Here is a 16,667-nt window from a genome sequence, read left to right on the forward strand (position 1 = left end):
ACGATGCAATGCAACCATCCGGATCGGGACGCTGTTCAGCACTCGCGTCGTGACGGGACGCTCGCCTATCGGCAATAATTTCAGGCCCTGCAGTCCGGTTCGATCGAACTGCGCCTTTTCATGTTCAAAATCAACAATTTGACTGGATTTTAGCCACAGGCTAATTCCGGAACCACAACCCATGCTCCGCATTGTTGTCCACTCGGCGTCACGGCGCCTTCAGCGGTCCCACAGGAGTTACCATGGCTAGCCAGGATCCCAACGACACCAGCGGCATGACACCGGGCGGCACTGCTGCCCAGGGGGTCGCGCCGGCCGAATTGCAACAGACAGCTCAAGCCGACATGAGCAATGCGGCGCACGCAATGGCCGATAATCTGGAAACCGTGCGCCAACATGCGGGCGAGGATATCGAGAGCCTCAAAGACGAAGCGCAAAGCCAGATCGGCGCCGCAACCGAGAAGGCCAAGGGCTTTGCCAGCGAGCAAAAGGACATGGCCGCAGGCCAATTGAGCGGCATCGCCGCGGCGATCACGAAAGTAGCCGACGAGCTGTCGCAGTCCGATCAGGCGGCGGTTGCAGGTTACGCCCGCGACCTGGCCGGCGGCGTGGGCAAGTTTGCCGACACGATGCAAAACAGCGACGTGGACCAGTTGATGAGCATGGCGCAGACGTTTGGCCGCCGCCAGCCCATGGCATTTCTGGGCGCGGCAGCCTTGGCCGGGTTCGTCGCCAGCCGCTTCGCCATGGCTTCGGCGCAGCGCCACGACAGTGCCGGCCCAACTGGCACGACGCGTGGAGGCGACAATGTCCAGCAGTAACGAAACACGCTCGCTGCCCGAACTCATCGGCGGGCTGGCCAGCGATATCTCCGGCCTGTTCCGCAAGGAGATCCAGCTGGCCAAGACCGAAGCGTCCGAGAAATTCTCCCAGACGATGAACGGCGTGGGCGTGCTGTTGGCGGGCGCGATCCTGGCCCTAGGCGCGCTGGGGGTCATCCTGACCGCTATCGTTGCCGGTGTCGGCGCCTTGCTCATCGCCCAAGGCATGGACGAGGCGACCGCCAATGCGCTGGCGGCGCTGATCGTGGCCGTCGTGGTCGGATTGATTGCCTGGATCCTGATATCGCGGGGCCTCGGCGCGCTCAAGGGCAGCAATATGAGCCTCAACCGCACCGCCAACTCGCTGAGTCGCGACGCTGATGTCGTCAAGGAGAGACTGTAATGGCCTACGAAACCGAGCATAAAAGCGCGGCGGAGCTCGAGCACGAAATCGAGCAGCAGCGCAACCGCGTCGAAAGCACGATCGACCAAATCCAGGACAAGCTGTCGCCCGGCCAGATGGTGGACGAACTGCTGTCCTACGGCAAGGAGCATGGCGGCGGCGAGTTCGTCAGCAATCTCAGCCGGTCGGTGACCAGCAATCCGCTGCCCATAGCCCTGGTCGGCATTGGCCTGGCATGGTTGATGGCAAAGCCGGGTACCAGCAGTTCAGGCCAGGCCGACCGCGACACAGACCGCTCCTGGGACGACAGCATCAACGCCCGCCGCGGCTATGACGGCGCGAGCGAAAGCGACTACGAAGAACACTACCCGGTCACCACGATCAGCGGGGCCAGCCTGCAACGGCTGGGCCAGGTCGATGACCAGGGTGGCCAGCGCTACAGCGAGTTCGCCGACGATGCCGGCAAGAAGTTCCGAGCACGATCGGACGAGCGCGGCATGCGGGCCGGCCACTTCATGGACGAGGCCGGCAACAGCTTTAGCGGTTTTACCGACGGCGCCGGCGAGCAGATCAAGCATTTTCGCGACGAAGCGGGAAATTTGCTGGACGAAGCAAGCGGTTGGGCGTCGCATAGCTGGCAGAAGGTGCGCGAAAAAATGCACGACGCACGCGATGCCATGGGCGCGGGGAGTGGCCAGGTTGGCAGCCGGCTGGGCCATGCCGGAGCCGGCATGCAACATCAGGCTGACCGGCTGAACCAGACCATCATGACCCAGTTCCGTGACCAGCCTTTGGTTGGCGGCGCCCTGGCTTTTGCCATCGGTGCGGCCCTGGGGTCCAGCCTGCCCCATACTGCGCAGGAAGATGCCGTGATGGGCGAAGCTGCAGACGCCGCCAAGGCCCAGGCCGGCGCGCAGGCGGCCGACCTCTACAGCCAGGGCAAGGAACACGTGGCGGACCTTTATGGCAAGGCCAGTGAAAAGGCCGCCGGCATCTACGACGAGGCCAAGCAGGGTGTCAGCGCTGCCGCAGACAACACACAGGGCGGACCGTCCCACGGCTTCACAGCCAATTCGGACCGCTAACGCTGCCGAATACGTGGGGGAGCGGTGACCCGTTACCCCACATTTTAACAGACGTGATAGTCATCGTGTCCGATTTGTACTCGCCACCAGACCCAAGCGCCACCTATCAGTGGCCGCGCAGCCGATCGAGCAATTGGGAGAGCATGAGCGTTCCCTCCGGCGTGAAAGCGATCTTGTCGCCTTCCTGCCGGGCAAGCTGGCGCTGCTCGAGTTCGGTGATCGCCTCGGGATCGGCGCGATGGCCGGCTCCATCCACAGCGGCGACTGCCGAGACCACATCGCCGCTTTCCAACTGGTGATAGAGGGCGAAGGCAAAGACCGCCAAAGCCCGGTCGCTCAGCTGACCGGGGCTCGTCAATTGACCACACCCGGATTGAGCACGACCTTGGTCCATTCGTTCTGGTTGTCGTGGAAGTTCTTGTAGCCGCGCGGTGCGTCCTCGAGCGGCAGATGGTGGCTGATCAGGAACGTGGTGTCGATCTCCCCCTCGCCGATGCGGCGCAACAGCTCGTGGCTGTATTTTTGCACATGGGTCTGGCCGGTCTTGATCTGCAGGCCCTTTTCCATCATGGCGCCGAGCGGCCATTTGTCGAGCATGCCGCCGTAAACACCCGGCACGGAAACCCGGCCACCCTTGCGGCAAGCCAGGAGCGCCTGACGCAGCGCATGGCCGCGATCGGCGCCGGGGGCGATCTTTTGCTTGATGACATCGAGCACGTTGTCGATGACGAAGCCGTGGGCCTCCATGCCGACAGCATCGATCACCGCATCGGGGCCGATGCCCCCGGTCATTTCCATCAGCGCCTCGCGCACATGGGTTTGCTCGAAGTTGATGACCTTGGCGCCGAATTTTTGTGCCAGCTCAAGCCGGTGGGGGTGATGATCGATGCAGATGATCTGCTCGGCACCCATCAGCGCGGCGCTCTGGACCGCGAACAGGCCGACGGGGCCTGCGCCCCATACGGCCACCGTATCGCCGGGCTCGATCTGGGCGTTTTCGGCCGCCATCCAGCCGGTGGGCAGGATGTCGCTCAAGAACAGCACCTTGTCGTCATCCATCCCGTCGGGAATGACGATGGGTCCGACATCGGAAAACGGGACGCGCACATATTCGGCCTGGCCGCCGGCATAGCCGCCGGTCAGGTGCGAATAGCCAAAGGCGCCGCCCATGGCGTGCCCATAGAGCAGTTCGGACGCATCCTGCTTTTCAACCGGGTTGCTGTTGTCGCAGGCGGAGAACTGCTGGTGCTGGCAGAAAAAGCATTGCCCGCAGGAAATGGTGAAAGGCACCACGACGCGCTGGCCTTTCCGCAACGTGCTTTTGGGGCCGATCTCGACCACCTCGCCCATGAACTCGTGGCCCAGGATATCGCCGGACTTCATGCCGGGGATCACCCCATCGTAAAGATGCAGGTCGGAGCCGCAGATCGCGGTCGAAGTGACCTTGAGAATGACGTCGCGCGGGTTGAGAATTTCAGGATCGGGGTGCGTATCGACGCGGACGTCGTTGTTGCCGTGCCAGGTCAAAGCGCGCATCAATGGTCTCCATCATTGGTTTTATGGTTCGCCCCGGTGGCGATCTCGCCGGTTTCCATCAGCATCTTGAAGCGTTTCAGTTCGTGCCGCGCCTGGATATTGGGTTCGGCCGCGAACAGCTTGGCGGCCAGACGGCCGAGGTCCCCGCCGGGCGGCTCATACCCGATATCGGCCGAAACAAGGGTGCCGCGGTCGGCGGGGGCATCGGCGAAGTTGACCGAGCCTTGCGTCTTGATCTGCGACCCCTCGACCGATTTCCAGGCGATAGACTGGTTCTCGATCGTTTCGGTAACCTCGGTTTCCAGGGTGACGGTTTGCCCGGCCGGCGCCTTGACCCGCCACAGCGAGCGTTTCGGCCCGGTCATCTGGATGCTCTCGATGGCATGCATGAAACTGGGCAGATTGGTGAAGTCGCTCCAAAAGGCAAAGAGTTCAGGTCGTGGCCGGTTGATCAGCACAGTGCGGCCGACAATGGCCAGTTCGCCATCCTTGTCGTCGCGGCTGGCGCGCTTGGGGGCATCGTCGGGGTCGTGCTTGCTTGCCATTGCGGCCTCCTAATTGTGTTTGGCGGTACCGGGCTCGGCCATGCCCTTGTGCATCTCCGCCAATTGCCCGTCGGGGAGAAACCGGGTCATCATGGCCTGCAGCTTGTTGGCCCAGCCGGCGACTTCGTGAGCATCGCCGCGCATCATGGCGTCGAAGCCGGCCCGGGCCACTTCGGCCGGATCGGCTTTCTTGCCGGCGCCCACCTTGGTGTCGAGCAGGTCGGCGGTTTCAAAGAAATCGGTGTCGGTGGGGCCCGGCATCAGCACGGAAACGGTGATGTTGGTGTCCTGCAATTCGTTGCGCAGGGCATAGGCGAAGGAATCCACATAGGCCTTGGTGGCATTATAGACGGCCTGGTAGCTGCCCGGCATCAGGCCGGCGATAGAGCCGGTCAGCAAGACCCGGCCCGAGTTGAGCTGACGCATGTCGTTGACGAAGCGGTGCAACAGGTAGGTGGTGCCGGTGACATTGGTATCGATGACCTTGCGAATGTCGGCGACGTCCTGATCGAGAAAGCCCTTGCCGAGCCCCCGACCGGCATTGGCAAACAGCGCGTCCACAGCGCGTCCGCTCTGGCGGGCCCGCTCGTAAAGGGCGTCGACACCCTGGGTGGTTGCAAGGTCTGCCTGGATGAAATCGACCTCGACCCCGATCGCGCGCAGTTCGGCCGCAGCGGTTTCGATATCGGGGCCGTCGGCGGCGATCAGCAGGTCGGAGCCTTTTTGCGCGGCGATACGGGCAAGCTCGAGGCCTATCCCGGACGACGCCCCGGTCACGACGGAAAAAGACAATTCGGTATCCGTGCTCATCGGACGTTCCTTGTGCATTGGCCAGGTGGGTCAAACAGCACGTGCCGGAGAAAGTTCCTCCCTTGGGGCCGGACAAAGATAGGTTGTTCGCAGCCAATGGCGTGGATCGAAGCAGGGATTTCAGGTCGCGATCGAGCGCGCGTCCGCGCCGGCGCGGACGACAGGGACCTGTCAGCAGGCCGCCTGCAAAACGCTCATTCCGGTCGCGCGCGCGAAGGCGATTTCCAGGTCGTCCTGGGAAAACGGCTTGGCCAGAATGGGCGCGCCGCCGCATTCGGTGGGGATGTCGCGCACCATGTAGCCGGTGGTGAACACGATGGGAATACCGCGTGCGCGGCAGGCCTCGGCCACCTTGAGACTGGTGGTCGAGCCCAGGTTGATATCCAGCAGCGCAAGCGTCGGCGCACAGGCCTTGAGCAGGGTCAGTGCCTCGCTCTCGGTATAGGCGCAGCCCTCGGTGTGCCAGCCCAGGTCGGTGGCAATTTCCTCAATCATCAGGGAGATCAGCGGCTCGTCCTCGACGATGACCAGACGACGCATGTTTTGCATGGCAACACTCTGGTTAGTGGCAATCCAAGTCTTAACATTCCGTTAACAAATGAAAACCCAGTGTCAGCGACCGTACGTGCCAAGGCCATGGCGTCGCACTGGCAGGGGTCTTGCGCCGGACGCATCAAATTTAGTGTCGAAGGGGCCGGTGCGCAATCATTAAACGGGCCCGCCGCCACGGATTGGCGCCGGAGGTGCCGCAAGGCGTGCCAGCGGTCCCGCCATCATGCAGTGCAGGCCAGAAGGGGCATAGTCCATCACCGGGGGCGTGCCGAACAAGGTGGTCAGTGCCGAGCGGATGTAGCGGCTACCATAGCCGACCCTTGAGGGTGGCGATACGGGTGGGCCGCCGCTTTCCAGCCACTCGATGGCCAGGACCGGTCCAGGGTCGGTGCTGATGGTCCAGCGCAGTTCGAGCCGGCCTTCGGGCCGCGACAAGGCACCATATTTTATGGCATTGGTGGTGAGTTCGTGCAGGCACAGCGCGAGCGTGGTTCCGGCCTCCCGGGTGATGGTGACGTCCGGTCCGTCAACGGCGATCCGCGTGGCATCATCGCCGCGGTATGGCAACAAGGTCAGATCGACCACGTCGGCCAGCGGGACGGCTCCGCCGCCGGCCTCGAAGACTGCGGCATGGACATTGGCCAAGGCTGTGAGCCGGCCCTCGAAATCGCTCGCCAGATGCTCGGCGGAGGACGCAGCCCGGCGAGTCATCTGGAATATGGAGGTGACGGTAGCGAGCAGGTTCTTGACCCGATGGTTGAGCTCCAGTCGAAACTCGATCTCGTTGTCGATGTAGTCGCGCACTTCGCGCTGGCGCCGGCGAAGGGCCAGGGCCGACTGGATGCCGCTGACCAGCTCGAGCGCCGCTACCGGACGCTGATAGTAGGTCTGACGGGCGCCCGGCCAAGCCTTGCTCAACTGGGCGCGGATGCGCGCATGGGACACGGCGCGATCCAGCAGGATGACGATGGGCAATTCTGACCAGTTCGGCTGGGCCACGAGGTGCATTGCGATGGCTTCGATCACGGCGGGGTTCAGACCCTCATGGGTGGCGACGATGACCCCGGGCGATTGAACCAGGCATTGCCCGAGCTGTTCGGCACCAGCGCATTGCTCGACGCGCATGCCGTGTTCGACGAGCAAGGCCTGCAGGTAGGCGCCGTCGCGCCGATATGGCGCCAGCACCAGCACCCAGTCGAGGTCGCCGGTTCCTGCCGGGGCCGGCGCTGTCACGTTTCGGGCAGCGGATTATAGGCGATGACGGAAATGCCGCCGCTCTGGATCAGCAGTTCGCGCACATCCAGGTCATGAGGGCCATGGCGCTTCTTGACGACGGCGATGTTGCGCCGCAGACGGCCCTCATGTTCGGCGATGCGCAGCAGCAGCACCGTATCGCCCAGGAAGCTGACATCGACATCGATGCCGATATTCTGCCCCAGCAGGCCATGCTGGGCGACAATGAGCATGGTCAGGACGCCCGAGCGCGCCAGATATTTCAGCAAGGACTGGATATCGCGCACCGCCTTGTCGCGATGGGGGAGGGAATTGAGATAGCCGGTGAAGCTGTCGATCACCACGACGCGGCTCTTTTGGCGGGTGACGACCTGTTGGACGATCTGGGCGAACTCGCCGGGCGAGATCTCGTTGGGGCTGAAGTCGCTGATGACCAATTGGCCATCCTTGTGGAACTGGCGCAAGGTCATGCCCAGCCCTTCGGAGCGGCGAAAGAAGGTTTCCAGGCGCTCCTCGAACAGGAACAGGGCGACGCTCTCGCCACGCTGGAGCGCCGCGGTGGCGTAAAGCGAGGCCATGGTGGACTTGCCGGTGCCGGACTGGCCAATGACCAGGGTGACGGTTCCCGCCTCCTGGCCGCCGCCAAACATTTCGTCCAGCTCCGCCACGCCCGATTTGATCAGATGCGGCTTGGCGGTTTCGGTCGCGGCGCCGGGTACGATCCGGGGGAAGACCACCACCCCCTGCCCTTCGCGGATGGCCATGTCGTGATAGCCGTCGGCGACCGGAACGCCGCGCATCTTGCTGACTTCGATGCGCCGGCGCACGGCGCCGTATTCTTCGAGCGACTTGTCGAAGCGGATGACGCCATGGGCAATACCCTCGACCTCCTCGCCGCTCCGCTCGGCGGCGAAGGTTTGCGTATCGAGCAGCAGCGCCACGACATTGCGCTTGGCCAGGAAAGTCTTGAAGCCGAGCAGTTCGCGGCGAAAGCGCGGGCTGTCGCCGGTGATCAGGCGAATTTCGAGCAGCGAGTCGTAAACCAGCCGGCGCGGCTTGTGCTCCTCGATAGCGCTTTCGATGGCCTTGCGCGTTTCGTCCAGCCGCCACTCGGCGGTTTGGAAAATGGTCTGGTCGGCGGCGCCGTTGATGGCGTCGGAGGCCGAAAGCTCCTCTACGCGAATGCCCTCAAGGCTCCAGCCATGCGAGGTGGCGATGGCCTCCAATTCGGCGGCAGTCTGGGACAGGCTGACATAGATGCAGGCTTCGCCCGCTTCGACGCCGGCGCGCAGGAACTGGAGAGCCGCCGTGGTTTTGCCCGAACCGGGTGCGCCTTGCAGGATATAGAGGTTGGACGCCGGCAGGCCGCCGCGCAGCACTTCATCGAGGCCGGCAATTCCAGTGCCGGCAACAGCTTGCTTGCGTTTGGCCATATCGAGTCGGGTTCCTGTTCATGGGTCTTGTCCACCTCTAATAGAGATTGATTTGCAGTTCCAGTCGAGGAACCGCACGGGCGTGAACGCGCTTTTGATTGTGAGTAAGGAGAGAGCCATGGTTGGCGAAAACAGTTTTGGCGGGCGCCGCATCATGGTGGTCGAGGACGATTACCTGATTGTCGCGGACCTGGTGGAGCGATTGCAGGCGATGGGGGCCGACGTGGTGGGCCCGATCGGCAACCTGGACAAGGCAATGGAGCGGCTGGACAAGGTTCCGGGGATCGTGGGGGCCATCCTGGATGTGGACGTGCAGGGGGAGATGGTGTTTCCGCTGGCAGACGAGCTGTCGCGGCGCAATCTGCCCTATATCTTTGCGACCGGCTATGACCAGAGCGCGGTGCCGGAACGCTATGCCCATGTGCCGCGCTTTACCAAGCCGACCGATATCACCGCGCTCGCCAGCGCGTTGCTGGAGGCGGTGCACCTGAATAGCGCAACGCACCAGCGCAGGAGCACGCCATGAACACCGCCAATCTGCAACTCCAAGGCTTGTTGATGGCGATTGCCGCAGTCAATGCCATGCTGGTGGCCAAAGGGCTGGTGAGCACCGACGACATCGCCGCATCGCTGGACCTGGCGGAGCAGACGGTGCTCGGCGATTACCGGGTGGATGAACTGGACCCCGCGCAGCGCGATGCCATAGCCTTTCCGATCCGGCTGCTGCGGCTGGCCAGCAATGGCTCGTCGGCAAACGAGATCATGGCGTTTTCGGAGTTGGCCAAGCTGGTGGGTCAGACCAAGAAGACGCACAACGATTAAGAATAACCGATCAACGTCTGGCCCTGCGCCCGCGCACCTGGCACAGCTTAGTCGATCATCTCATAGATGGCATCGACGACGCGCGTCGTGTTGTAAGGCTTGGGCATGAAACGCCCGCCCTCGGGCAGGTCCGGGCGGCCGACCAGGGTCTTGCCGGAGGTCACGAGGATAGTGATCGGTGGCCAGCGGTCGCGGACGGCGGCGGATAGCTTGAGGCCGTCCATGGAGCCCGGCATGTCCACGTCGGTAAACAGGATGCGAATCTCGTGGTGGGTTTCCAGCAGAGCTATGGCTTGGTCAGCATTGGCGGCCTCGAAGACGGTGAAGCCCGCATCGCGCAAATCGTCAGCGGTCGCCAGAAGGATGAGCGGTTCGTCCTCGACTACGAGGACAACTGGCGACTGCTTTACGGCCGACAGTTGACTCACCTGGTCCTCATCCTTGATCAGCGGCCTTGTATGCCCATTACGCCAGACCAGCATACACGCAACCCTTAAAGGTTCGTATTCTATCCATGCGACGGGCATGAAAACCGCGGCCATGCGATCATTCGACAACAAGGCCGGCGGTTCTTATGAAACCGCCGGCCGTTGCCTGGTTATCGCCAGAGTGATCAGATCCAGTAGGGAGCGACGCCGTAATAGTCGTAGACGCGCTGGCCGTTTTCGCTGGTCCAGTAATCGTCGTCCTCGCGGTCGTATTTGGGCGCACCCTCGAGCTGCTGCTTGGACACATCGACTCGGTAGCCGCCGAGCTCCTCGTCATAGTTGAGCTTGGACCATGGCAGCGGGTAATGCTCGTGTCCCATGCCCAAAAAGCCGCCAAAACTCAGCACTGCGTAGGACACCTTGCCGCTGCGCTTTTCGACCAGGATGCGCTCGATGGAGCCGATATGCTCGCCTGAAGCGTCGTAGACCTTGGTGCCTTCAACCTTGTCGGAGGCGATTAGGTCATGGGTTTCTTTGACGTCGGCACGGGTGCCGCTGGTTTCATCATAAGTCATGAAAAACTCCTTCGGTTGGTGTTGCTGGGACAACGCAACGGGCAATACCCCAGTTCCAATGAACCGAATGTGATCGAGCCTTTGGTGCCGTGTTAAGGCCATGTGCGTTACCGGTTCACGCAACATGGACGGCGCTTTTTTCCGTCCGGTTTTTTCCTTCCAATCGCGCAGTCAGTGCTCTCATGATGGTTTCCGCCTCCTTGCTTACTCCCCTGTCCCGCCGTGGCTTTCTGGCCGGCGCTGCGAGCCTTGGCGCCCTGGCGCTCGCGGGTTGCGCTACCACGAGCGAACAGGTGCCGCCCGAGCCCAGTTTCGATCCTGCCTATGTGCAGATGTATGCCGCCTTGCCGCTGGAGAAGTTCCCGGTGCCGGCAGTGGACCTGCGCCGCCTCAAGCCGACCCATTTCCGCCAATATGTCGCCGATCCCACCGGGGAGCGGCCCGGCACGATCGTGGTCGATACGGCGTCGCGGTATCTCTATCTCGTGCAGGAAGAGGGGCAGGCCCTGCGCTATGGCGTGGGGATCGGACGCGAAGGCTTTGCCTGGTCGGGCCGTGCCGATATCGCGCGCAAGGCAATGTGGCCGACCTGGACGCCGCCTGCGGAAATGGTGCTCCGCGACCCGGCCGCCGCGCCATGGGCCAATGGCATGCCCGGCGGGCTGGACAATCCGCTGGGAGCCCGCGCCCTCTATATCTTCCAGGATGGCCGCGACACGATCTTTCGGCTGCATGGCACCCCGGATCCCTCGAGCATCGGCGAGGCCGTTTCGAGCGGCTGCGTGCGCTTGATCAATCAGGACATCATAGATCTCTACCAGCGGGTGCCGGTCGGCACGCCCATCCTCGTCGTCTAGGGGAACCGATCGCCATGGCCTGGCATTGACGCCATGACGGGAAGCCAGGCTTCCCGCAGGTGTCATGGAGGCCGAAATGGCATTCGACAATTTAAAGCAGCGCATGGGAGGGCAGGACACTGTCATGCCCATGGAGATCGCGCACAACACGCTGTTCACCGCCAAAGAGAAGCTCGAGCTCCTCAACCAGCTCAAGGCCGATGCGACCGTGGCAGCGCAGGAAGGCCGCCCCATCCCGGTGGATAGCGAGGACATCGATGCGGCTATTGCCGAGGTGCGCCAGGGCGTGCAGGACGGCGTTGGTGCGGACACAGTATTGCGAGGAGATTTCTGATGGCCACGGTATCTAAGTTTCCGCGCCAGCCGACGGTGGCGGCAGTGGATGTGTTGGTGGACGAAAACGGCAACCAAATCGATGTGCCCGATGGGTCCGAACTCAAGGTCACCGGAGAACACGACGAGGTCGTCGCTTCCACCAGCCCGACCAATTGGTGGCTCTATGGGTTGATCGCGCTGGCCATCGTCATCGCCATCGTTCTGGCATTGCAAATGTTCAACGGCGCGCCGGGCAGCGATGTGCAATCGGGCACGCCAACGGCAGCGCCCGTGGTCGAACCCATCGCACCCGCCACGCCCTAGCCGCGCCGCCAGACATCAGCCGTTGATCGGGGAAATCTGGATTTCCACGCGACGGTTCTGCGCGCGGCCGGGTTCGGAGGCGTTGGAGGCAATCGGGCTGGTTTCGCCCTTGCCATCGATAAAGAAGCGGCGCTGGTCGATGCCCTGATTGGCCAGAATAGTGGCGACCGACACGGCGCGCTTTTGCGACAGGATGAGATTGTAGGCGTCGTCGCCCTGCGAATCGGTGTGGCCATAGACGTCGACGATGGTCTTGTCGAACTTCTTGAGCACCAGGGCGACCGAAACCAGGGTCTGGTTGAACTGGGGCTGTACCGCGGCCTGGTCGGTTTCAAAGGTAATGTTGGAGGGCATGTTGAGGATGATCTGCTGGCCAACGCGGGTCACCGAGACGCCCGTGCCCTGCAATTGCGCGCGCAGCTCGGCCTCCTGGTCATCCATGTAATCGCCGATCGCAGCACCGGTCAGCCCGCCAACGCCGGCGCCGATCAGAGCGCCGACGCGCGGATCGCCACCGACCGCGGCGCCGATCAGCGCGCCTGCCACGGCCCCGCCGCCGGTGCCGATCAAGGCGCCGCCAGCGGTATTGGAGAGCTGCTCGTCCCCGGTATAGGGGTTGATGGTGGTGCAGGCGCTGAGCGACAGCGCGGCAAGCGCGGCAATCAAGATCTTGGACATCATGGCAGGTCCCCTGATAAACGGTTTGGCCGGTCGTTAGGCATTGAATACGGCAGGACGGTGGTCAGGCAAAGGCCGGATCGAGGTCAGGCATGGGCCCAGCCGCCATCGACCACGAATTGCTGTGCCGAGATCATGGCACTGTCGCTAGCCGCCAGAAACAGGGCCATGCGCGCGACATCGTCGGGATAAACGAGGCCCGACAGCGCCTGATTGGCCTCGATGCCCGCCAGAGCTTTGTCGTCGAGCCAGAGCGTCATCTGGCGCTCGGTGATGATGGCGCCGGGCACCAGCGAGTTGACGCGGATACCGGATTTACCCAGCTCGCGCGCCATGGCGCGGGTCAGGCCATGGATGGCGGCCTTGGCGGCCTCATAGACCGGAATGCCCGGCGTCATGACCATCCAGCTGATCGAGCCGGTATTGATGATGGAGCCGCGCCCGGCGGCGATCATGGCCGGCGCCACGGCCTGAATGGCAAAAAAGGCGTGCTTGAGATTAACCGCCATGCGCTCGTCCCAATAGGCGGGGGTTACGTCGGACCAATCGTGCCGCTGGTCGTGGCCGGCATTGTTGACCAGCACCAGGGCGTCGCCATGGGCCGCAGCGAAGCTGGCTATGGCCGTCTGGTAAGCGGCGATGTCGGTCACGTCGCAGGCGATAAAGCCGACCGTGTGCCCCGCACCGGTCAGCTCGGCCGCAAGGTGGTGTCCGGCGTCAACCGCGATATCGACGAAGCCCACCTTGGCGCCCTGCGCAGCAAAATTGCGCACCAGGGCCGCCCCGATGCCCGAGGCACCGCCGGAGATGATGACCGGGGTGCCGGCCAGGCTGGGATAGATGGCAAAATCGGCCATTGCGGCTCCAGAATTGATCGGGCCGGTGGTAGCGCAAGGACAGGGGAGCGGCAAGGCGGGCTGTCGCGTGATACCCACGAGTTCCCCCAACACGTTCTTGGCAGGCAATGTCACACACTTTATAAGCGTTCCAGACTATGCGGGCCCGAGGCAACGGCATCGACGCGCGGCGAATTGACCTATGTCCATGCCGGCAGCGGAAAATTAGGGTTGCCCGGTTGTTGGGCCAAAGCGGTTGAACGGGGCTGGCGGCCGGGTGTTGAGGACTAAGCTGATGGATTATCGCGGCATTTTCGAAGATGCGGTGGATGCGCTACGCCAGGAAAAACGCTATCGCGTGTTTGCCGATCTGGAGCGGATCGCCGGCCGCTTCCCCCGGGCGGTCTATCGCGACGAGGCCGACAATGCCCGCGAGATCACCATCTGGTGTTCCAACGACTATCTGGGCATGGGACAGCACGACAAGGTGATTGCCGCTATGCAGGAAACCGCTGGGCGGCTGGGCGTGGGTGCGGGCGGTACGCGCAATATCTCGGGAACCAACCGGCCGCTGGTGGAACTGGAGCGCTCGCTGGCCGACCTGCACCGCAAGGAAGGCGCGCTGGTGTTTACCTCGGGCTTTGTATCCAACGAGGCCGCCATCTCGACCATCGCGCGGCTGCTGCCCGAATGCATCATCTATTCGGACCAGCTCAATCATGCCTCGATGATCCAGGGCGTGCGCCAATCGGGCATGACGAAGACGATTTTCCGCCACAACGATGTGGCGCACCTGCGCGAATTGCTGGCGGCGGCGGACCGCAAGCGGCCCAAGCTGATCTGCTTTGAATCGGTCTATTCGATGGATGGCGACATCGCGCCCATCAAGGAAATCTGCGACCTGGCCGAGGAGTTCGGCGCGCTGACCTATATCGACGAGGTTCACGCCGTCGGGCTGTATGGCCCGCGCGGTGGCGGCATTGCCGAGCGCGACGGGCTGATGGAGCGGATCGACGTGATCGAGGGCACGCTGGCCAAGGGGTTTGGCGTCATGGGCGGCTATATCGCCGCCAACAAGGCCATCATCGATGCCGTGCGCTCCTATGCGCCCGAGTTCATCTTCACCACTGCCCTGCCCCCGGCCCTGTGCGCGGCGGCGCGCGCCTCGATCGAGCACCTCAAGGCGTCGCCGGCAGAGCGCGCGACCCACCAGCGCCAGGCCAGGCTGACCAAGGCGATCCTGGCCGATGCGGGGCTGCCGGTGCTGCACAACGATACCCATATCGTGCCGCTGATCGTGGGCGACGCGCGCCAGTGCAAGGCCGCCAGCGACATGCTGCTGGACAAGCACAACATCTATATCCAGCCCATCAACTACCCCACCGTGCCCAAGGGCACCGAGCGCCTGCGCATCACCCCAACGCCGCTGCACAGCGACGAAATGGTGTTCGAACTGCGCCACGCGCTGGTCAGCGTCTGGGCAAGTCTCGAACTGCCGCGCGAACAGGCCGATGCGGCGCTGACGGCGAGCAAGCTGACATCGGGGGATTTGACGCTGCCGACAATGGGTGGCTAGGGAACCCTCGCGGATACCAGTTCGCATTTGGGTGGTACCGCCCGTGTACAGGCAACCACAAGGTATTCCGACCTTAGGCCGATAGTGTCGCGTGACACAGGCCATCATGCCAATGCGCAATTAGTGACATAAATCATAATCTGTCACTTGTTATTTGTAACTCGCCCGCATAGATCAGGCCGATCGATGGATCCGGAGTTTGACAAAAATGACTTTCACGATGCGTAGCCTGGGTGGCGGTGGCCCCGATGTATCAGCGATCGGCTTGGGCTGCATGGCCATGTCGGAATTCTATGGCACCCCCGATCGTGGCGCTGCGCTCGCCACGATCGCTGCAGCGCTGGACGCCGGCATCACCCTGTTCGACACCGGCGACTTCTACGGCATGGGCGACAATGAAATGTTGCTGGCCGAGGGGCTTATAGGAAAACGCGACCAGGCCTTCATTCAGGTCAAGACGGGTGCGCAACGCAGTCCCGACGGCGCCTTTATCGGGATGGACGCCCGCCCCGCGGCCCTCAAGACCGCTTTGGCCTATTCCCTGAAACGGCTCAAGACCGATCATGTCGACCTCTACATGACGAGCCTTGATCCTGCCGTCCCGATCGAAGAGACCATTGGCGCGCTGGGCGACCTGGTTCGACAAGGGTTCGTGCGTTACGTCGGCATCACCAATGTCGATGCCGGCACGATCCGCCGCGCCCACGAAACCCACAAGCTGACAGCGCTGCAGGCCGAGTACAGCCTGATGTCCCGTGACATTGAACAAGATATTCTGCCGCTGTGCCGCGAGCTTGGCATCGGGGTCACCGCCTATGGGGTCCTGAGCCGAGGATTGTTGACGGGCAGCACGGGAAGTGGCGCGGGCGATCTGCGCAGCGCCTTTTACCCGCGCTTTCAGGGTGAAAACCTGTCCCACAACGAGAGGTTGGCCAATGCCCTGGCCAAAGCGGCCCACAGCGAAGGCATCACCGCCGCGCAGGCAGCCATCGGCTGGGTGGCCAGTCAAGGCCAGGATATTGTTCCCCTGGTCGGCGCCCGCACCCCTGGCCGATTGGATGAAGCGCTCAAGTCCCCTCTGCACCTTTCAGCCGACGCCCTGACGGCAATCAGGGATGCAGTGCCGCAAGACGCAGTCCGTGGGGGCCGTGACATGGCCGCCCATGGATGAGGGCACTCGACAACGCGCCCGCCAGCATTTCATAAGACGCCATGGAACGCCAAAATGATGCGGGGGACATGCTCACCCGCATCCTCGACACCGCCGAGCTTTTGCTTCGTCGTCATGGGTCCGAAAAGCTCACGGTGATCGATGTGGCGCGCGCCATGAAGATGAGCCATGGGAACGTCTACCGGCATGTCTCCAGCAAGGCCGCCCTGCGCGCCGCTGTGATCGAGCGCTGGCTTGACCGCATCGTGGAGCAGACCGACGCCATAGCACGCCAGGATGCTGCTGCCGACATCCGTCTGGGAAATTGGCTGACCGGGCTGGCCCTGATCAAGCAACGCAAGGTCATTGATGACGCCGAACTGCTCTTGGCATCGGCGCAGGTTGTCGGGGAAACCCCGGCAGTGGAGCATAACCATTCCGCGCGGTTGACCGGGCAGGTCGTCAAGATACTCGAAGACGGGTTGAGGGACGGCACATTGCCCGGCGTGGGCGACCCAGTGTCGACCGCCACCGCAATCCTGAATGCCGTGTTTCGGTTCCACCATCCGGACCTGGTCGCGACGGGCGGCCCCCCTCAGGTGCAAATGGCGGCGCTCAACGGGGTCGTGTCACTGATGATGAGTGGTTTAAAACGCAGTTCATAATGCAGGGCGCACCCCGGAATGTG

The 16,667-nt window shown here is 63.0% G+C and carries 22 protein-coding genes; 11 read left to right on the plus strand and 11 right to left on the minus strand.

Annotated elements, in window-relative coordinates; genetic code table 11:
* The first annotated feature begins 242 nt into the window (after nucleotides 1-242).
* Genes ACFE8X_RS03055 through ACFE8X_RS03065 form a run of 3 tightly spaced genes read left to right on the plus strand, consistent with a single transcriptional unit; the run spans nucleotide 243 to nucleotide 2,309 of the window.
* Nucleotides 243-821 (plus strand): nutrient deprivation-induced protein, encoded by a 579-nt coding sequence (locus tag ACFE8X_RS03055; RefSeq protein WP_375449981.1) that lies wholly within the window; start codon nucleotides 243-245, stop codon nucleotides 819-821.
* Nucleotides 808-1,224: a phage holin family protein gene (locus tag ACFE8X_RS03060; RefSeq protein ID WP_375449982.1), complete on the plus strand. Its 417-nt coding sequence runs from the start codon at nucleotides 808-810 to the stop codon at nucleotides 1,222-1,224. The genes ACFE8X_RS03055 and ACFE8X_RS03060 overlap by 14 nt, the downstream gene beginning before the upstream one ends.
* Nucleotides 1,224-2,309 carry a DUF3618 domain-containing protein gene (locus ACFE8X_RS03065; protein ID WP_375449983.1) on the plus strand — a complete coding sequence of 362 codons (1,086 nt, stop codon included), beginning with the start codon at nucleotides 1,224-1,226 and terminating at the stop codon, nucleotides 2,307-2,309. The genes ACFE8X_RS03060 and ACFE8X_RS03065 overlap by 1 nt, the downstream gene beginning before the upstream one ends.
* 106 nt (nucleotides 2,310-2,415) lie before the next feature.
* Here the strand turns inward: ACFE8X_RS03065 and ACFE8X_RS03070 are convergent, their stop codons facing one another.
* The 7 genes from ACFE8X_RS03070 to ACFE8X_RS03100 all read right to left on the minus strand — a co-directional run bounded on the left by ACFE8X_RS03070 (nucleotide 2,416) and on the right by ACFE8X_RS03100 (nucleotide 8,418).
* Nucleotides 2,416-2,667 carry a hypothetical protein gene (locus ACFE8X_RS03070; RefSeq protein ID WP_375449984.1) on the minus strand — a complete coding sequence of 84 codons (252 nt, stop codon included), beginning with the start codon at nucleotides 2,665-2,667 and terminating at the stop codon, nucleotides 2,416-2,418.
* The gene (locus ACFE8X_RS03075) at nucleotides 2,664-3,845 is read right to left on the minus strand and encodes a zinc-dependent alcohol dehydrogenase (RefSeq protein WP_375449985.1); all 1,182 of its coding nucleotides are present in this window, start codon (nucleotides 3,843-3,845) and stop codon (nucleotides 2,664-2,666) included. Before ACFE8X_RS03075 ends, ACFE8X_RS03070 begins: the two co-directional genes overlap by 4 nt.
* Nucleotides 3,845-4,390: an SRPBCC family protein gene (locus tag ACFE8X_RS03080; RefSeq protein WP_375449986.1), complete on the minus strand. Its 546-nt coding sequence runs from the start codon at nucleotides 4,388-4,390 to the stop codon at nucleotides 3,845-3,847. Before ACFE8X_RS03080 ends, ACFE8X_RS03075 begins: the two co-directional genes overlap by 1 nt.
* Nucleotides 4,391-4,399: 9 nt before the next feature.
* Nucleotides 4,400-5,200, minus strand: coding sequence for an SDR family NAD(P)-dependent oxidoreductase (locus ACFE8X_RS03085; protein WP_375449987.1), 801 nt, complete (start codon nucleotides 5,198-5,200; stop codon nucleotides 4,400-4,402).
* A 171-nt stretch (nucleotides 5,201-5,371) separates the two neighbouring features.
* Complete coding sequence (locus ACFE8X_RS03090) at nucleotides 5,372-5,749, minus strand: response regulator (RefSeq protein WP_375449988.1); 378 nt, start codon at nucleotides 5,747-5,749, stop codon at nucleotides 5,372-5,374.
* A 159-nt stretch (nucleotides 5,750-5,908) separates the two neighbouring features.
* Nucleotides 5,909-6,985 (minus strand): sensor histidine kinase, encoded by a 1,077-nt coding sequence (locus ACFE8X_RS03095; protein ID WP_375449989.1) that lies wholly within the window; start codon nucleotides 6,983-6,985, stop codon nucleotides 5,909-5,911.
* Nucleotides 6,982-8,418 (minus strand): ATPase domain-containing protein, encoded by a 1,437-nt coding sequence (locus ACFE8X_RS03100; protein WP_375449990.1) that lies wholly within the window; start codon nucleotides 8,416-8,418, stop codon nucleotides 6,982-6,984. The genes ACFE8X_RS03095 and ACFE8X_RS03100 overlap by 4 nt, the downstream gene beginning before the upstream one ends.
* Before the next feature lie 118 nt (nucleotides 8,419-8,536).
* Between ACFE8X_RS03100 and ACFE8X_RS03105 the strand changes: the two genes are divergently transcribed.
* Nucleotides 8,537-8,944: a response regulator gene (locus tag ACFE8X_RS03105; RefSeq protein WP_375449991.1), complete on the plus strand. Its 408-nt coding sequence runs from the start codon at nucleotides 8,537-8,539 to the stop codon at nucleotides 8,942-8,944.
* Nucleotides 8,941-9,240, plus strand: a complete 300-nt coding sequence (locus ACFE8X_RS03110) for a hypothetical protein (RefSeq protein WP_375449992.1) — start codon at nucleotides 8,941-8,943, stop codon at nucleotides 9,238-9,240. The genes ACFE8X_RS03105 and ACFE8X_RS03110 overlap by 4 nt, the downstream gene beginning before the upstream one ends.
* A 47-nt stretch (nucleotides 9,241-9,287) precedes the next feature.
* Here the strand turns inward: ACFE8X_RS03110 and ACFE8X_RS03115 are convergent, their stop codons facing one another.
* Nucleotides 9,288-9,668, minus strand: a complete 381-nt coding sequence (locus ACFE8X_RS03115) for a response regulator (RefSeq protein ID WP_375449993.1) — start codon at nucleotides 9,666-9,668, stop codon at nucleotides 9,288-9,290.
* 185 nt (nucleotides 9,669-9,853) lie between these two features.
* The gene (locus tag ACFE8X_RS03120; protein ID WP_375449994.1) at nucleotides 9,854-10,243 is read right to left on the minus strand and encodes a PRC-barrel domain-containing protein; all 390 of its coding nucleotides are present in this window, start codon (nucleotides 10,241-10,243) and stop codon (nucleotides 9,854-9,856) included.
* 200 nt (nucleotides 10,244-10,443) lie between these two features.
* Between ACFE8X_RS03120 and ACFE8X_RS03125 the strand changes: the two genes are divergently transcribed.
* The 3 genes from ACFE8X_RS03125 to ACFE8X_RS03135 all read left to right on the plus strand — a co-directional run bounded on the left by ACFE8X_RS03125 (nucleotide 10,444) and on the right by ACFE8X_RS03135 (nucleotide 11,739).
* Nucleotides 10,444-11,100 (plus strand): L,D-transpeptidase, encoded by a 657-nt coding sequence (locus ACFE8X_RS03125; protein ID WP_375449995.1) that lies wholly within the window; start codon nucleotides 10,444-10,446, stop codon nucleotides 11,098-11,100.
* A gap of 76 nt (nucleotides 11,101-11,176) precedes the next feature.
* Nucleotides 11,177-11,434 (plus strand): hypothetical protein, encoded by a 258-nt coding sequence (locus ACFE8X_RS03130; protein WP_375449996.1) that lies wholly within the window; start codon nucleotides 11,177-11,179, stop codon nucleotides 11,432-11,434.
* On the plus strand, nucleotides 11,434-11,739 hold the full coding sequence (locus ACFE8X_RS03135) for a hypothetical protein (RefSeq protein WP_375449997.1): 306 nt from the start codon (nucleotides 11,434-11,436) through the stop codon (nucleotides 11,737-11,739). The genes ACFE8X_RS03130 and ACFE8X_RS03135 overlap by 1 nt, the downstream gene beginning before the upstream one ends.
* Nucleotides 11,740-11,754: 15 nt before the next feature.
* Here the strand turns inward: ACFE8X_RS03135 and ACFE8X_RS03140 are convergent, their stop codons facing one another.
* Together ACFE8X_RS03140 and ACFE8X_RS03145 are read right to left on the minus strand one after the other, a co-directional pair.
* Entirely contained in the window at nucleotides 11,755-12,420 is a 666-nt protein-coding gene (locus ACFE8X_RS03140; protein ID WP_375449998.1) for an OmpA family protein, read from the minus strand.
* An 83-nt stretch (nucleotides 12,421-12,503) separates the two neighbouring features.
* Nucleotides 12,504-13,274 (minus strand): SDR family NAD(P)-dependent oxidoreductase, encoded by a 771-nt coding sequence (locus tag ACFE8X_RS03145; RefSeq protein ID WP_375449999.1) that lies wholly within the window; start codon nucleotides 13,272-13,274, stop codon nucleotides 12,504-12,506.
* A gap of 274 nt (nucleotides 13,275-13,548) precedes the next feature.
* Between ACFE8X_RS03145 and hemA the strand changes: the two genes are divergently transcribed.
* The 3 genes from hemA to ACFE8X_RS03160 all read left to right on the plus strand — a co-directional run bounded on the left by hemA (nucleotide 13,549) and on the right by ACFE8X_RS03160 (nucleotide 16,644).
* Nucleotides 13,549-14,829, plus strand: coding sequence for a 5-aminolevulinate synthase (gene hemA / locus ACFE8X_RS03150; RefSeq protein ID WP_375450000.1), 1,281 nt, complete (start codon nucleotides 13,549-13,551; stop codon nucleotides 14,827-14,829).
* Between the two features lie 208 nt (nucleotides 14,830-15,037).
* A complete protein-coding gene (locus tag ACFE8X_RS03155; RefSeq protein WP_375450001.1) occupies nucleotides 15,038-16,000 on the plus strand; it encodes an aldo/keto reductase in 963 nt (320 codons plus the stop codon).
* A gap of 68 nt (nucleotides 16,001-16,068) precedes the next feature.
* On the plus strand, nucleotides 16,069-16,644 hold the full coding sequence (locus ACFE8X_RS03160) for a TetR/AcrR family transcriptional regulator (RefSeq protein ID WP_375450002.1): 576 nt from the start codon (nucleotides 16,069-16,071) through the stop codon (nucleotides 16,642-16,644).
* The last annotated feature ends 23 nt before the right edge of the window (nucleotides 16,645-16,667 follow it).

Origin of the sequence: uncultured Devosia sp., assembly GCF_964244875.1 — a bacterium.
Lineage (GTDB): Bacteria > Pseudomonadota > Alphaproteobacteria > Rhizobiales > Devosiaceae > Devosia.

Bases quoted from the DNA above. Each gene is read 5' to 3' on its own strand.
- ACFE8X_RS03080 (WP_375449986.1), bottom strand. From the start codon at position 4,390: ATGGCAAGCAAGCACGACCCCGACGATGCCCCCAAGCGCGCCAGCCGC.
- ACFE8X_RS03120 (WP_375449994.1), bottom strand. From the start codon at position 10,243: ATGACTTATGATGAAACCAGCGGCACCCGTGCCGACGTCAAAGAAACC.
- hemA (WP_375450000.1), top strand. From the start codon at position 13,549: ATGGATTATCGCGGCATTTTCGAAGATGCGGTGGATGCGCTACGCCAG.
- ACFE8X_RS03155 (WP_375450001.1), top strand. From the start codon at position 15,038: ATGACTTTCACGATGCGTAGCCTGGGTGGCGGTGGCCCCGATGTATCA.
- ACFE8X_RS03145 (WP_375449999.1), bottom strand. From the start codon at position 13,274: ATGGCCGATTTTGCCATCTATCCCAGCCTGGCCGGCACCCCGGTCATC.
- ACFE8X_RS03085 (WP_375449987.1), bottom strand. From the start codon at position 5,200: ATGAGCACGGATACCGAATTGTCTTTTTCCGTCGTGACCGGGGCGTCG.
- ACFE8X_RS03135 (WP_375449997.1), top strand. From the start codon at position 11,434: ATGGCCACGGTATCTAAGTTTCCGCGCCAGCCGACGGTGGCGGCAGTG.
- ACFE8X_RS03065 (WP_375449983.1), top strand. From the start codon at position 1,224: ATGGCCTACGAAACCGAGCATAAAAGCGCGGCGGAGCTCGAGCACGAA.
- ACFE8X_RS03100 (WP_375449990.1), bottom strand. From the start codon at position 8,418: ATGGCCAAACGCAAGCAAGCTGTTGCCGGCACTGGAATTGCCGGCCTC.
- ACFE8X_RS03105 (WP_375449991.1), top strand. From the start codon at position 8,537: ATGGTTGGCGAAAACAGTTTTGGCGGGCGCCGCATCATGGTGGTCGAG.
- ACFE8X_RS03090 (WP_375449988.1), bottom strand. From the start codon at position 5,749: ATGCAAAACATGCGTCGTCTGGTCATCGTCGAGGACGAGCCGCTGATC.
- ACFE8X_RS03140 (WP_375449998.1), bottom strand. From the start codon at position 12,420: ATGATGTCCAAGATCTTGATTGCCGCGCTTGCCGCGCTGTCGCTCAGC.
- ACFE8X_RS03130 (WP_375449996.1), top strand. From the start codon at position 11,177: ATGGCATTCGACAATTTAAAGCAGCGCATGGGAGGGCAGGACACTGTC.
- ACFE8X_RS03055 (WP_375449981.1), top strand. From the start codon at position 243: ATGGCTAGCCAGGATCCCAACGACACCAGCGGCATGACACCGGGCGGC.
- ACFE8X_RS03075 (WP_375449985.1), bottom strand. From the start codon at position 3,845: ATGCGCGCTTTGACCTGGCACGGCAACAACGACGTCCGCGTCGATACG.
- ACFE8X_RS03110 (WP_375449992.1), top strand. From the start codon at position 8,941: ATGAACACCGCCAATCTGCAACTCCAAGGCTTGTTGATGGCGATTGCC.
- ACFE8X_RS03060 (WP_375449982.1), top strand. From the start codon at position 808: ATGTCCAGCAGTAACGAAACACGCTCGCTGCCCGAACTCATCGGCGGG.
- ACFE8X_RS03160 (WP_375450002.1), top strand. From the start codon at position 16,069: ATGCTCACCCGCATCCTCGACACCGCCGAGCTTTTGCTTCGTCGTCAT.